General features: G+C 67.8%; 15 protein-coding genes and 2 pseudogenes. 6 read left to right on the forward strand and 11 right to left on the reverse strand.

Annotated elements, in window-relative coordinates:
• Both ACFU6I_RS26080 and ACFU6I_RS26085 read right to left on the reverse strand, forming a co-directional pair.
• Positions 1-535, reverse strand: a 535-nt coding sequence (locus tag ACFU6I_RS26080) for a hypothetical protein (RefSeq protein ID WP_384371067.1), incomplete at its 3' end; no start/stop codon positions are given.
• A gap of 26 nt (positions 536-561) precedes the next feature.
• Positions 562-1,191, reverse strand: coding sequence for a hypothetical protein (locus ACFU6I_RS26085; RefSeq protein ID WP_384371160.1), 630 nt, complete (start codon positions 1,189-1,191; stop codon positions 562-564).
• 679 nt (positions 1,192-1,870) lie between these two features.
• On the opposite strand from ACFU6I_RS26085, the pseudogene ACFU6I_RS26090 reads away from it, so the two are divergent.
• Positions 1,871-2,489: pseudogene (locus ACFU6I_RS26090) on the forward strand (DUF6000 family protein).
• A 138-nt stretch (positions 2,490-2,627) separates the two neighbouring features.
• Complete coding sequence (locus ACFU6I_RS26095; RefSeq protein WP_384371069.1) at positions 2,628-3,194, forward strand: YrhB domain-containing protein; 567 nt, start codon at positions 2,628-2,630, stop codon at positions 3,192-3,194.
• 14 nt (positions 3,195-3,208) lie between these two features.
• Here the strand turns inward: ACFU6I_RS26095 and ACFU6I_RS26100 are convergent.
• A pseudogene (locus ACFU6I_RS26100) lies at positions 3,209-3,402 on the reverse strand (transposase); the annotation flags it as partial.
• A gap of 322 nt (positions 3,403-3,724) precedes the next feature.
• Here ACFU6I_RS26100 and ACFU6I_RS26105 point away from each other — a divergent pair.
• Positions 3,725-4,243, forward strand: coding sequence for an SMI1/KNR4 family protein (locus tag ACFU6I_RS26105; protein WP_384371071.1), 519 nt, complete (start codon positions 3,725-3,727; stop codon positions 4,241-4,243).
• Between the two features lie 72 nt (positions 4,244-4,315).
• On the opposite strand, the gene ACFU6I_RS26110 is transcribed toward ACFU6I_RS26105, so the two are convergent.
• From ACFU6I_RS26110 to ACFU6I_RS26135, 6 genes are all read right to left on the reverse strand, one after another.
• Entirely contained in the window at positions 4,316-4,789 is a 474-nt protein-coding gene (locus ACFU6I_RS26110) for a hypothetical protein (RefSeq protein WP_384371073.1), read from the reverse strand.
• Positions 4,786-5,241 carry a DUF6228 family protein gene (locus ACFU6I_RS26115; RefSeq protein WP_384371075.1) on the reverse strand — a complete coding sequence of 152 codons (456 nt, stop codon included), beginning with the start codon at positions 5,239-5,241 and terminating at the stop codon, positions 4,786-4,788. The genes ACFU6I_RS26110 and ACFU6I_RS26115 overlap by 4 nt, the downstream gene beginning before the upstream one ends.
• Before the next feature lie 333 nt (positions 5,242-5,574).
• A complete protein-coding gene (locus ACFU6I_RS26120) occupies positions 5,575-6,480 on the reverse strand; it encodes a hypothetical protein (protein ID WP_384371077.1) in 906 nt (301 codons plus the stop codon).
• A gap of 648 nt (positions 6,481-7,128) precedes the next feature.
• Positions 7,129-7,512 carry a hypothetical protein gene (locus ACFU6I_RS26125; protein ID WP_384371079.1) on the reverse strand — a complete coding sequence of 128 codons (384 nt, stop codon included), beginning with the start codon at positions 7,510-7,512 and terminating at the stop codon, positions 7,129-7,131.
• Between the two features lie 248 nt (positions 7,513-7,760).
• Positions 7,761-7,985 carry a hypothetical protein gene (locus ACFU6I_RS26130; RefSeq protein WP_384355381.1) on the reverse strand — a complete coding sequence of 75 codons (225 nt, stop codon included), beginning with the start codon at positions 7,983-7,985 and terminating at the stop codon, positions 7,761-7,763.
• Positions 7,982-8,524, reverse strand: coding sequence for a GGDEF domain-containing protein (locus ACFU6I_RS26135; RefSeq protein WP_384371081.1), 543 nt, complete (start codon positions 8,522-8,524; stop codon positions 7,982-7,984). The genes ACFU6I_RS26130 and ACFU6I_RS26135 overlap by 4 nt, the downstream gene beginning before the upstream one ends.
• 145 nt (positions 8,525-8,669) lie before the next feature.
• Between ACFU6I_RS26135 and ACFU6I_RS26140 the strand changes: the two genes are divergently transcribed.
• Together ACFU6I_RS26140 and ACFU6I_RS26145 are read left to right on the forward strand one after the other, a co-directional pair.
• Positions 8,670-9,383, forward strand: coding sequence for a leucine-rich repeat domain-containing protein (locus ACFU6I_RS26140; protein WP_384371083.1), 714 nt, complete (start codon positions 8,670-8,672; stop codon positions 9,381-9,383).
• A 76-nt stretch (positions 9,384-9,459) separates the two neighbouring features.
• Complete coding sequence (locus ACFU6I_RS26145; protein ID WP_384371085.1) at positions 9,460-10,545, forward strand: integrase core domain-containing protein; 1,086 nt, start codon at positions 9,460-9,462, stop codon at positions 10,543-10,545.
• Here the strand turns inward: ACFU6I_RS26145 and ACFU6I_RS26150 are convergent.
• Positions 10,432-10,926, reverse strand: a complete 495-nt coding sequence (locus ACFU6I_RS26150; RefSeq protein ID WP_384371087.1) for a DUF5958 family protein — start codon at positions 10,924-10,926, stop codon at positions 10,432-10,434. The genes ACFU6I_RS26145 and ACFU6I_RS26150 overlap by 114 nt on opposite strands.
• Before the next feature lie 9 nt (positions 10,927-10,935).
• The gene (locus tag ACFU6I_RS26155) at positions 10,936-11,592 is read right to left on the reverse strand and encodes a TetR/AcrR family transcriptional regulator (RefSeq protein WP_384371089.1); all 657 of its coding nucleotides are present in this window, start codon (positions 11,590-11,592) and stop codon (positions 10,936-10,938) included.
• Between the two features lie 165 nt (positions 11,593-11,757).
• On the opposite strand from ACFU6I_RS26155, the gene ACFU6I_RS26160 reads away from it, so the two are divergent.
• A complete protein-coding gene (locus ACFU6I_RS26160; RefSeq protein ID WP_384371091.1) occupies positions 11,758-13,341 on the forward strand; it encodes an APC family permease in 1,584 nt (527 codons plus the stop codon).
• The last annotated feature ends 11 nt before the right edge of the window (positions 13,342-13,352 follow it).

Below are 13,352 nucleotides of genomic sequence, written 5' to 3' on the forward strand. Positions count from 1 at the left end.
GGACGAACCGGTGCCGCTGCCCGCACGGACATGGCGCCAGCACCCACGCGCACCCACGGCACAGCTCCACCCAGCCGTGCCCGGTCGAGTTCGACTCCAGCGGTCTCTCGTCCCCACAGGCGGGGCAGCCGGGGAGATCGGCGCCGTCCAGAATCGCGTTCTGTCGCCGGACGTACTCGGGCAGCCGCAGCGACGGATGGCGAAACGGGTCTTCGTACCAGGCGCGGTTCGGGCCCTCCCACCAGCTCCGCAGCCACCACGGTCGCGGGTTCACTACAGCCCGCCGTCCGGCCCGCTTCTCTGCCCGGCGTTGCGCGGCGTACTCCTCCGCCCGCGCGAGCCACAGCACCCGCGCCTCATGCAGTTCCTCCACCGCCCGCACCAGGGCGTCCGGGTCCGCCTCCAGCTGCCGGGGGATCGCGGCGCTGAGCGTGAGGTGGTGGTACGTCGCCCGGAAGCCGTATGGCGCGAAGAGGGTGATGCAGGTCCGCAGCGCGCTGTGCCGACGGCGAAGGGAGAGGCGGGCGTCGTGCACGCGCGTTCGGTGGGTCAGGAAGCTGGTCATTGTGTAGGCCTCAGGTCCAGTGCCCGTGCCAGAGCGGCGATGACGGCGGCGGCGTGTGTCGGCAGGTGTTGTTCGGCCCAGGTTCCGGCGAGGCTAAGGAAGTCCTGCAAGTCCTGCAAGTCCTGCTGGGCACCGGCCACGAGCGCGCGTACCTCGTCTAATGGCAGCTCGAACACCGGACTGCCGTCCTTTGCGTGGGCGTCGAGAGTCAGCCGGACGGTGTCGCCGACGCGTTCGGCCACCGAGGAGGGATCGTGGCCGAAGTAGGAGCAGCCGGTGCCGTCGAGCGCCTCCAGCCAGTCCCGCCAGGTTTCCAGGCCGCTGCAGCAACCCGGCTCGACGAAGACGGTGTCGGTGGTGTTGTCGGTCACCCGGAACCCGCCGGCGGCAAACAGGTCTGGCATGGTGAGCAGCCCGTGCAGGAATGTGCCGAGCGGGTCGGTCGGGCACTGCCCGTGCTCCTCCTCCGGCTCGAAGTCGTTGCAGTCGGCGATCCGCATAACCGCCGTGCCGACCTCCGCCGGAGTCAGCTCCCCGTTCAGCACGAGGTAGCCATATGACTCGTGCTCGCCAACCGGCCAGAGCGCGAAGTCGTCGGCAGCGGAGATCTCCAGAACGGGTTGCATCACAATCACATGGGGATGATTCCGGACCCACTGCTACACCGCCACGGGCTTTCAGCTGCTGCATCGGGCTCGGAGCGGGCCTGCTACCTGGGCAGTTTCGCGGTGCGCTCCGGGCAGGCGGCGCCGACATAGCGCATGGCGGTCTGCGCGGTGACTCTCCGCGGCGCCAGGTGCTGGTGAGCGGGTCGCGCTGGGCCTGGACGAGGCGGCGGCGCAGGAGGGTGGTGTGCAGGGTCCATCCGGCCAGCGGGACGGCCATGGCAGTGATGTGGAGCGTCTTCCTCGGTAACGCGAGCGTGGTCATACTGGTGGCTTCCTCTCGTAGCGCTACGGGATGGGAAGCCCGGAACAGGCGGCGAACTGGTGATTCCCGGCGGCTGTTCCGGGCATCGTGCTGTGCGGGGTTCAGGCGGCCAGCTGGTGGCCGGCGGCCGGGGGAGCGATGTAGCTGTGCGGGTCGGCGGGGGTCCCGTCGTGGCATTCCAGGCAGCTGTTGAGCGCGGTCGTATTGGCGGAGTGCACTTGTTCCGTAGTCGCGCTATTCCGGTGACAGGTCACCGTAGGAGCCGAAGATGTGCGGGTGGGCATGACGAGCCCCGTAGGTTGTCGTCTCTCCTGGGACGAGCAGCGCAAAGAACGGGCTGGCCTAGTTGCGCACCAGCGAGGCAGGATCGGCCGTGTGATACGTCATCCCCCCGACGATGCCGAGCTGCTCGCCCCGGGTTCGCCGCTATGTCACGCCCGAGCGGCGCTACCTGAAGCTCGGCGGCAGCTTGCTACGCATGCGAAGTCCTGAGTACGACCGATTCATGCGAGATCTCTGCGAGGACGCGGGACTCATCACCGCGGATGAGATCTCCACTCTTCTTGAGGGCGGCTGGCGGGAACGGAGGACTGCGGCATGGCTCGTGGCTGTCTCCCGCCGGACCGAGTTCCGCGAGCGCCTCGGAGAACTCCTCCTGGCCAGCGAGGTTTGCTGTGCTGGGCTGGCCTATTGCGTGGCCCTGGCCAGTTTCGGAACGGCGCATGACGCTGATCTGCTCGCCGCCTACCTTGATCGCTACCTTTGCCGCCCCGACCTCGCGTACGACCAGACCGTAGTCATGGGCGCTCTCCTGTTCATCGACCTGAATCTCAAAGGCGACCAGGCTTCCCGCTTCCTGGGCCCGGGCGGTCTGTGGCAACAGTGGCTCCAGGAGGCGTCTCACATGCAGCCCAACCCGGACCCCAGCCCCTCCTTTTTGAGCCTCATTCGCCGACTTTGCGCCTTCGTCGACGAATGCGCTGAAGCAAGGTGACGGCCTCACTCCTCGTGTGGTCTCGCTGGCCCATAGTCCAAGCCACGGTGTCGTGCTCCGGAACTCAGTGTCCCCGAATGCTCTGGCGGGTGTGAAACCCGCTGGTCTCCGTGCGAGGCCGTGCGCGATGCTGAACACGTGATCGATCGAGAAACCGCGGTCCAGATCGTTGAAGAACAGCTGGAACGCGACTATGTGACGGACCGCTCGGTGTGCCCGGACCCGATGCGCATGGCCGTGGCGCAAGTAGAAGAGCACGAGCTGGTGTGGATCGTCTCCTGGACGTCCGAGGAGTACCTGCGCACCCGGAATCCGGACTTCATGCTGGCCGGAAACGGTCCTTTCCTGGTTGATCGACTCGACGGAAGTCTGCACCAGATCGGCGTCGTCTCTGCGGTAACCGATGGGTGGCAGGCTGACTACAGAACCCGCATCCGAGGGCAGGCGGTGCGGACTCCGGTGGATGATCTAGACGATGAGGTTCGTGCTGTGGCGGCTGCTCGGGGGCGGATCCATGCCATGCACGCTCTGCGTCAGAAACTGCCGGTGCTGTCTCTTGCCGAGGTCATCGAGTACGTGGGCGCCTTGGAGGACGGCACCGTTCCGGATCACCTTGTAAGGGTCGCCACGAAAGAGCTGGTACCCCCTGTCAATCCGGTGCTTACTGCGAAGACCATCCGTGGGGCCGCCCGGAGCACCGGCTGACCTAAGGCGTCATCTCAATTGGTGAGTCTGCGGTAGCAGATGAGGGTGCAGGCGATGCTCGTGAAGGCCAGGAAGTGCTCGGCCTTGCGCTCGTAGCGGCGGTGGAGTCGAGTCGACGGCATCCGGCAAGCCAGGACATGGTGCGCTCGATGGTCCACCGATGCCGACCGAGTCGCTGTGAGGTCTCGACGCCCTTGCGGGCAATGCGGTGCTTGGTTTGGCCGACCAAAGACCCCCGTACATCCCCAAGGCGATACAGAATGGGGGGAGGCTCTATCGGAGGGGCTGGATCGAGGTCACCGGCTCCGGCGACCGAGCAGAGCCACAGCGGCAACACCGTCTTCTCTCAGGTTGTGGTGCACTACCTCGGTGCCACCGATCCGATGCCGGACCGGTTCGACATAACCTGGAACAGTTTGAGTCGCCCAGCGGTTCAGTGCCGGTCTACAACACCCCATAGAGCGCTACCGGGGGCGTGTCGTACATCTGGCACACCCCCGGTCCAAGCCTCCGATCGGAATGTGAAGAGAATGTGGATTGAGCGAATCGCTGAGGCCATGCACTGGGAGCCGGCTCGGCTAGAAATTTCCTGGAACAGCGTTGAGGAAGAGCTCGGTACGGCACTGCCCGAGGACTACAAAAAGCTTGCCGAGACGTTTGGCAAGGGGGAATTCTCGGAGTTCATGCGTATCCTTACTGTCGATGCCACGAGGCAGTTCGACCTGGTCAGGATCTGGAAGACGTTCCTCGACGGCGGCCCGGAGAACGGGCCCGATCCCGCCTTCAAGCCCTACCGGATGTACCAGCCCGGTCAGCGCGGTCTCATTCCCTGGGCGTTCGGTGAGATGAAGTGCAGCTACTTCTGGCTGGCAGCCGCCGAGGAGGATCCGGCGAACTGGACCATCGTCACGCAGGGCGACCCGTATCCCTGGCAAGAAGTGAGCATGTCCACCAGCGAGTTCGTCTACCGCGTACTGACGGATACCGAGTTCGAGCCGTTCTCGATCGCGAGACGGATGCCGGAGCCCGACTTCCACCCGATGGATTGAGCCGGGCGCGGCTCGATTGCGACGGCGTTTGATGACCTGTCTCACTCAACCTGAGCAGCTGGCTTCTGGCGGCTATGTGTCATCGCTGCGACGGTGCGCGTGCCAGAGGCGTCTGAGGGCTTCGAGCTCGGTTCGAGGGAAGTGCTCGCCCCATTTGCTGTGATAGCCGCTCTCGCCGTAGGACCGAACCACTTCGTCGAAGCAGCGAATCACAGCTCGGACGAGTGCGTCGATGGGGAGCTGGGCCGACCAGATCTCGGTGCCCTTGTTGTCGTGGTCGCTGCCATGACGCAGTTCCAGCATGCGGACCCAGACGTCCTCGCCTTCGCGATAGAAGATCCAGCGGTAGGCCGTTGGTTCGGCTTCGAACTGCGCGCGGTTCTCCGCCTCGCCAGCGACGAGCCGGGCCACGGCCGTCAGAAAGTCCTCGGGCGCGCTGCTGATGTAGGACGCGGTGAGCTCTGCTTTAGCCTGCTGGTCCTCAACAGTGCAGTCAGCCCACCCATGTGCCCCTAGGGTCCAGGTGATGCGCACGCTGGATGTCACTGCGACTCCTCGGCGAGGAGCTGCTGGATATCGGCTGCCAGGGAGGACATCTGTTCTCCGGCCTCCAACCAGATGGTGACCGAAGCGGTCCATCCTCCCGCGACGTCCGGCCAGGGGCGCAACGTCCACGTCAGTCCGATGCGGCCGCCGGACCGAAAGACGGCCGACACCGCCAAATCCCCGTCATATGTCTGCCAGGTCCGCTCGCCCTCCCAGCCCCGATAATCTGCGGCCAGCTCGGCGAGGAAGGCCGCGAGATCGGCGTCCCAGATCCAGGCCACGACCTCGTCGACACGCGCGGTAAAGCCGGGAGCCCAGGCCTCGACCATGTACTGCACGCAGCCTTCGTCGAACGGCTGCGTTTCGCTGAGCCGCACCCCGACGGCCGCGTTGTCCAGGGAGCGGATGGTCACGCCGGGCTTGTCGTCGATGGCGCCGTCCGGGGAGGTCATGGGCGAACGCTAGGCCAGCACCAGGCACGACGTCATTCGGATTCATCGGTGGTCGCGGTGGTTCAGGTTGAGAGAGACGGTCGGCAGATAGCCAAGGACGACTGAGAACTCGCGCAGATAGGCGTGCTGGGCCACCCCGGGAGTAGAACAGGCACAGGACCTAGCGATCATGGAGTTGCGACGCTCTGTGATCACTGGGAGACCTGTGCCTGCACTGCCATCATGGCTGACTGAACCTGACATGTCGATCAAGGGAGATGGCGGGATGCACTGCACTGGCCGGGAGCTGCAGTGAGCTGTGAGCGGGGTGGAAGGTGCTGGTGTGTCCGGGCGTCACAGCGTCGTATGACCTGATTCCGTAGCGGCTGCCTTGACCTTCGGCGGCCAGTGCTGGAGCACCGCCTTCACAGCGTGCGCGGCCCCGGCGATCTGGGCACCCAGGGAGGGGTTGCTGTTGCGCTGCCGGAACGCGGTATCCAGCTCCAGGACCGCGGCGGCCAGCACCCCCAGCTGTCGCAGCTGGGTGAGGAGTTGGGCACGGGCGTACTCGCCGCGACCGGCGGCGATCACCAGGGCGCGCCATTGCAGGGCCTCCAGCTTCAGCTCCAGATCCGACTTGTCGACGAAGTCGCCGTCGTCGATCGCGCGGCAGCGAAGGATCGCCTTGCATCCCTGCAGCACCTGAACCGCCAGCTCTCCCTCTGGGCTGTCCAGGTCCCGCCGGATCACGTAGCTGTGGTGCAGGCGGCGCAGCACCTCCGCCTTGGAGGTCATGGCGCGCACCACCGCCTTTCCCCGGCTGGGCACGGCGTCGTTCCACATCGGCGCGTTCTCGAAAGGATTGCCGCGCCCGTACCGGACCCGGTGCAGAGAGTTCCACCGCTCGTAGGGCAGGTCCGGGTCGAACATCACCGGGTCCTCGTCCAGGCGCCGCGCGTAGTCCGGCAGATACAGCTCCACCAGCTCGTTGAGCGCCGTCCCGGACTCGGAGACCGCGCTCTTCGCCAGCGGTACGGCGTCCTGCACCTCGGGCTCGTTGCGGTGCGCCGGGGAATCCTCGACGGCTTCCGCGTCCAGGCGTGCCAGCACGTCGTTCGTCAGCACCCGGGCCGCCGCCGACAACTCCCGCGCCCGTACGGCATCCGGATGCCCGGCCGCCGCCTCCAGCAGCCCCGCGGCCATCCGTCGCAACCCCCGGGTCAGCTCCTCGACCCGCGCGTCGACATCCTGCTCACTCATGTGTTCCCCCCTCGTACGGCTGCGGGAAGTGTGCCAGAGGAAGACACGGCATCCCGTGCTGGCCCAGATCTGTGCGGTTCCGATTTCGGCATAGGAGCGCGAGGCAGGTACGGAATTCCCCGTCAGCAGCAGGCTGCGGCGGCGACGGAGACCGTTAACGCCGTTAATACCCCGCGCCAGCGTTCACCGCGCCGGGTGCTGTCTCAGGGGCCTGGTCCGGAAACCGTTAACGCCGTTAATACCTCGGTGCCGGAGCCGGCGCGGGAAGGATCTTCGGGGTCGACCGTTAACGCCGTTAATAGCGGGGAGGCTACGGCTGCCGCACCGGAGCTCGTGCTGATCCCCACGGCGTCCCCGTCAGAGGTCGTCGACGCACTGGTCGCTCACCTCTCTGCGACGGACCTGGCGGCGGTCGCAGAGCTACTCCTAGATCGGATCAGCGACGACCACAGCAGCTCGGCCGTCCAGAAAGCAGCTGCGGTCTGACTGCTTCTCAGCGCAAACAAGGTGGCTCCGCCTGGGATCGCCCGGGCGCGGCAATGACCACAGCAGCCCGGCTACGGATGGCGCGACAGTGATCTGACTGCCGGAGAACAAAAAAAGCGGCCCCTGCCCCCAGTAATTCCGGGGGCAGGGGCCGCTTCGTGGTCAGGGCGCGGGGGTGGCGAGGGTGTCGTAGACGCGGCGGGCGGCGGCCTCATTGGCATCTGCGTAGCAGGTGCCCCAGCCGCAGTGTGCGCCGGTGTCGAGCTCGGTGAGGTAGGTGCCGAGCTCGGTGCCGGACAGTGTGATCCGGATGAGGCCACGGGTACCGCGCTCGCCGTCGGCGGGCCGGGTCTTGTGCCCGTCCAGGCTCGCGGGCCGGGTAGTGCTCCACAGCCCCTTGGTCAGGACAAGGTCCATGCTGCCGATCCCGGCAGCCTTCTTCAGCCGTACCTCGTGCTGGGGCGGGGACTGAGTGTCGATACCGCATCCGGTGAGGGTGAGAGCCGCTGCCAGAGCTAGGACGGCGAGAGCGGGTCGAGCGCGCATGGGCGGATGGCCTCTGTCTTGGCGTCGAGTAGTGGAACTCAGCTCCCGGCGGTTTCTGGGCTGAGTGATCCTGCCCAGGGGTGCCGGGCGATCAAGGGGGCGCACTGAAGTGACCGCGGGTGTGCGGTTCGGGAATCACTCGTGCGTGCCGCGTCAGAAAGACGGTGTGCAAGGGTGGGCGCGCCCGGGGTGGGCGGCTGGCGCATGGGCCGGATACGGAACGGTCACCCCGGGCTTGGCTTCGTTGTTCAGGCGTGGTCGTCGTCGCGCTTGCGCCTGGGCTGGGCGTCGGACACGAACCGGGTCTCGCCCGGGTGCTTCGCATTCCATGCCTCGGCACAGACCTTGTGTGCGGCCTCCCCGGCGTGGGAGCGCAGCGGGGTGGGGTTTCCGCAGAGCACGCATGGGGTGTCGCGGCGGAAATGAAGGCTGGCCCGCCAGTCGAGGAGCATTGGCTGGCCTGGCCCGGTCATCGCCCGGTGGTGGTGCGAATCATGGTGCCGGGGCGTCCCTGCCGACGGCCGTTGACACTGGGCATGTGAGCGTGGTCTGGGCGGGCATGGACGACGACACCGGCGTGCTTGCCCTCGTACATGGCCGTGTCGGCCGCGCGCATCAGTGTCGGCAGGTCGGTGGTGCCGATCGCGGCCGGGGTGGCGGCACCGAGGGAGACCGTGAGCGGCAGCCGTCCGTCGCCGTAGGGGACCGGGCGGGTCATGAGGCGGGCCAGGTGGTCCAGGCGCAGTTCCTGGTGCCGGGGTTCGATGGGGGTGAGGGCGGCGAACTCGTCGCCTCCGAGGCGGCCTGCGACGCCGTGGCGTCCGGCCCATTCGGTCAGGCGGCTGCCGATCGCGGCGAGTGCGGTGTCACCGGCGGCGTGTCCGTGGTGGTCGTTGAGCTGTTTGAAGTGGTCAGCGTCCGAAACGCGCGGGTTCGCGGATTCTGGGACTGGTGTGACGACGAACCCGGCCGCCTGCCCACCGCTGGAGGCGGCTCGGGGAGCGGGTTCCACTGGCCAATAAGCACTGGGCCGGCCAGTTGAAGATCCGTATCTTGGCCGCATGGTGGATGAGGGAGAGCCGAGACTCTTTGTGAACCGGTGGGGCGACACATCGGACCCGGCATCTGTAGGACGCGCTTCCTACCGTGATGAGTGCGTGTGCTTCGACCAGGCCAAGCCGCATCCGCGAGCCCGTGTCGGTTTCCACGCCGAACGCCAGGACACCTCGACCGCTGGGTGGCGACATCTGCTGGAGTTGATCGATGAGGCGGCGGAAGATGGGCGGGAGGAGTTCCGACCTCTGGTCGAACTCAGTGCCGAGGAGCGCCGACAGGTCGTCACTCTGCCGACGAGCATCGCCAAACTGACGGCGGTCAAGCACTTCGTGCTCTACGGCAGCAACCTGGTCCGAATACCGCCCGAGATCGGCGCAATGACCAGCCTGGAGGAGCTCACCCCCTACACCTCGTACCGGCTGCACTGGTTCCCCTACGAGATCACCAGATGCTCAAAGCTGGTCCGCAGCACGGTGAGCACCCGCGCACTGTTCGGGAACTACAAGCTCCGTCCTCCCTTCCCTCGACTACAGCCACCGCGAGACTCCGTTGCTGATCTCGACCTGTCAGCGCTTGATGCCCGGCGCTGGGGTACCACGGCCATCCGAGGGTGCAGTGTCTGCGATCGGCCGATCAAGCAGGGTGGGCTCCACCAAGTGTGGATCTCGCTGCGGGTGGCCACCGATGTCCTGCCTCTCCTGGTCAATGCCTGCTCAGCAGCTTGCGTTTCCGCCCTGCCCTCCGGCGCCGAGGGCTACGTGCAGCTGCCGCATACAGGCGGCAGGGTCGAGCAGCCGCCGTCCGACTGGGATTAATCGGACGGTGTCGGGCTCGGAAAGTCATCGCCGCAGGTGGCAGCGGTAGCGCGACATCGGCTCGCAGCATGTCCAGGTGATCGTTTCGATGCTGTACAAGGTGACGCGCAAGCTGCTGTCCATCCCCCAGGTGCTGCTACGCCGCGACACCGCCAAGGACGCGGAGCTGCTCGTGCTCAGGCACGAGAACGCGGTGCTGCGTCGCCACCTTGTCGGCCCGGTCCGCTATGACCCGGAGGATCGGTTCTGGCTGGCAGCGCTGTCAAGCCTGATACCCCGTCACCGGTGGCAGGCGGTCTTCCCGGTCGCTCCCGGCACGCTGCTGGCCTGGCATCGCCGACTCATCGCGGCGAAGTGGGACTACAGCGCGCGGCGCACCCGCACCGGGCGGCCGCCAACCAGAGCGGCGCTCAAGAACCTGATTCTGCAGCTCGCTCGAGAGAACGCAAGGTGGGGCCACAGGCGGATCCAGGGCGAGCTCGCCCGCCTCGGGCATCCGATCGCCGCATCCACGGTGTGGGAGATCCTCCACGCGGCGGGCATCGACCCGGCCCCGCGTCGCACCGGCCCGACCTGGCGCGAGTTCCTCACGGCCCAGGCCGAGGGCATCATCGCCGTCGACTTCTTCCATCTCGATACGGTGCTCGGCCGGCGCCTGTACGCGCTGGCGTTCCTCGAGCACGGTACCCGTCGCCTGCACATCGCCAGCGTCACCGCCCACCCCACCCGACAGTGGGCGGTGCAGCAGGCCCGGAACGTGGCCGCCGACCTTGGGAGGCGCATGGAGTCTCTGCGGTTCCTGCTGCGTGACCGCGACGGCAAGTACGGGCGGTCGTTCGACGCCGTCTTCGAGGCCGAGGAGATGGAGATCCTGAACAGCGCGCCGCGAGCTCCGCGGATGAACGCCCACTGCGAGCGCGTGATCGGCAGTATCCGGCGAGAGGCCCTGGACCATGTCCTCATCATGAACGAGGCCCACGCCCGGCAGGTCCTGGCCGCCTACCAGCGGCACTACAACGAGCACCGGCCGCATCGGGCCCGGAGCCAGCTACCGCCCGGCGCCCACGAGCAGCCGGCTACGGCACACGACGTCGAAGGCCACAGGCTCCTGCGCACCCGCGTCCTCGGCGGCGTCATCAACGAGTACCGGTACGCGGCTTGACCGGCAGCGATGACTTTCCGAGCCCCACAGGATGCTCTCCGGTGCGTCCTCGGTGACCGCGCGTGCCTGGACGCAGTGATTGCGCAGGAACAGCAGCACTTCGGACTGCTCTTCCTGGCTGAGGCCGTCGAACCATCCGATGCCGTCTGACATCGGGCGCAACCCCTGCGCGAGCTCGTTGAGCAGGACGTCGCGTTCGTTCATGACTGCCCCCCTTGGGACGGACGCTGTTCCGCAGCGGTGATCAGGATGCCGAGCAGCACCGCCAGGTCGGCCGCGCCTGCCGCGTGCCACCAGTCCGCGCCGGGCCACCACCTCGCGGCCCGTGCCGCCCTGCGGGGCGGTCCGTACGCCCTCGTGAACTGCTTCGCTGCCCGTCATGACACGCGGCTACCCGGGCTTGACCGCTCCACGCCGGGGGGACGTCCAGGCGGCGAGGCCGTCGAGGACCAGGCCCAGGCCGAGTTCAAAACCGCGGTCGTCGAGCTCGGCCAGGCCGGCGCCGGTGGCTGCGGCGCCGGTCAGGGAGTCGGCCAGGGCCGGGTAGTCGGGCCGGTACTCCCTGGCGGGGCGGGTGAATCCCGCGGTGAAGGTCTCCAGCGCCGAGCCGAGCACCAGGTAATCGATGGCGGCGGCGGCCTCGGCCGCGCGGCCCGGCGTGCAGCCCGCCCGGACCAGGGCTGCAAGCAGCGCGTCGTAGCCCCGCAGGGCCGGGGCTGCCTCGACCGCGCGCCGCGCTGCTGGGGCGATCGCGTTCGGGTGGCGCAGGTAGACCTGGCGGTAGCCGCGCGCGTAGGCCGTGATCCCCTCCCGCCAGTCGGGCCCATCGAGCGGGCTCAGATCGATCTCCTCGTTGATCAGCTCCGAGACCGCGTCGAGGACGTCGTCCTTGGACGCGACGTGGTGGTACAGGGAGGCGCCCCTGACCCCGAGCCGGTCGGCGAGCGTACGCATCTTCAGCGCCTGTGGGCCCTCCTCGTCGAGGAGTTCGAGGGCCGCGCGCGCGATGTTCCCGCGGCTGAGCAGCGGCTGGTTCGGTCGGCCCACGTGTGATCCCCCTCGTCATCGGCCGCCAGATTACCCGTACGGAGGGGCTTCCCAAGGGGTCCGGGCCGGGTTAGGGTCCCCGCATTCCCGCAACCTAACAACGTTAGATTTAGCTTCCGGGGCGCGTCGGCCGATCGGCGCGTCCCGCTTTGCGAGAGGTGAGCCATGCCCGACCTTGCCCCCGCACGCCCTGAACCGGGCGGCGCAGGTGCCGACACCGGCGCCGGAACCGGCCCCGATACCGATGCCGCCCGCTTGGCCGATCTCGGCTACACCCAGGAGCTGAGCCGCAGCCTCGGCATTCTGGGGAACATCGCCGTGGGCTTCGCGGTCGTCTCGCCTGTCGTCGCCCTGTACGCCGTCTCGATGGTCGGCACGATGATCGCCGGGCCCGCCTGGGTCTGGGCGCTGCCGATCGTGCTTCTCGGCCAGTGCCTGGTCGTGAACGTCTACTCCGAGCTGGCCTCCCAGTGGCCGCTCGCCGGCGGCCCGTACCAGTGGGGCCGACGGCTGCTCGGCCCGTCCTTCGGGTGGATGAGCGGCTGGGTGTGGCAGTTCGCCGTGATGTTCGGCAACACCACCGTCGCGTACCTGGCGGCCCCCTGGGCCTTCGCCCTCGTCGGCGCCACGCCCACGCCGGGCTCCCTGGTCGTGGTGGCCGCCGGGATCCTGCTCGGCTGCATGCTGGTGAACGCGTACGGGATCAGGATCCTGAGCTGGTTCGTCTCGCTCGGCATCGCCGCCGAGGCCATCGCCTCCGTTCTGGTCGGCTTCGCGCTGCTGCTGTTCTTCCGCGAGCACGGATTCGCGCTGTTCACCGAGACCCTCGGAGCCGAGGAGTTGTCCGGCGGATCGACTGTCGTGGCCTTCCTCGCCGTCCTGGCCGTCGCCGGCTGGGGCTTCATCGGATTCGACGCCTGCGTCTCAACCGCCGAGGAGACCAAGGACGCGGGCCGACAGGTGCCCCGCGCCATGTGGTGGGCGCTGCTCAGCGTCGGCCTCGTGGTCATCCTCAACGCGATGGCGGTCGCCCTCGCCCACCCCGCGCCGCAGGCCGTCGTCGCGGGCGAGGACCTCGACCCGGTGACCACCGCCGTCACCACGGCCTTCGGGTCCTGGTCCGACAAGCCCTTTGTGGCCGTGGTCCTGGTCGGATTCCTCGCCTGCGCCATGGCCTCCCAGGGTGGGGCCGCCCGCGGGGTCTACTCGCTGGCCCGCGACGGCGTCTTCCCCTTCTCCCGCCAGGTACGAAAGGTCAACCGCCGACAGGCCCCCATCGGGGGACTCGTCGCCTCGACCCTCGTCAGCTGTACGGGGCTGCTGCTCGGCCTGAACGCCACGGCGATCGGCAGCCTGATCGCCTTTGGGACCGCAGCCACCTTCCTGCCGTTCTTCCTGGTCAGTCTGGCCGCTCTGATCGCCCGCCTGCGGGGTACCTGGGTCCCCTCCGGTCACATCCGGCTGGGACGCAAGGGCACGTTCCTGAACGTGCTGGCCGTCCTGTGGACCGGTTTCGAGGTCGCCAACGTGTGTTGGCCGCGGGCCGTCCTCGCCCCGCCAGGAGCCCCCTGGTACCAGATCTGGGCGGGCCTGCTGGGAACCGGCGTGGTGATCACCGCCGGCTTGCTCTACCTGGGCGTGAAGAAGCCGCAGGACACGCTTCGCCCGGCCCAGGCCCGCGAGGAGCGCGGCCTGAGCGAGCGGCACGAGGACGAACCGGCGACCGAACCCGCCCCAGAGCGCCTCTGACCCTCCGCCAC

The organism is Streptomyces sp. NPDC057486 (assembly GCF_042802415.1).
GTDB classification, from domain to species: domain Bacteria; phylum Actinomycetota; class Actinomycetes; order Streptomycetales; family Streptomycetaceae; genus Streptomyces; species Streptomyces yanii.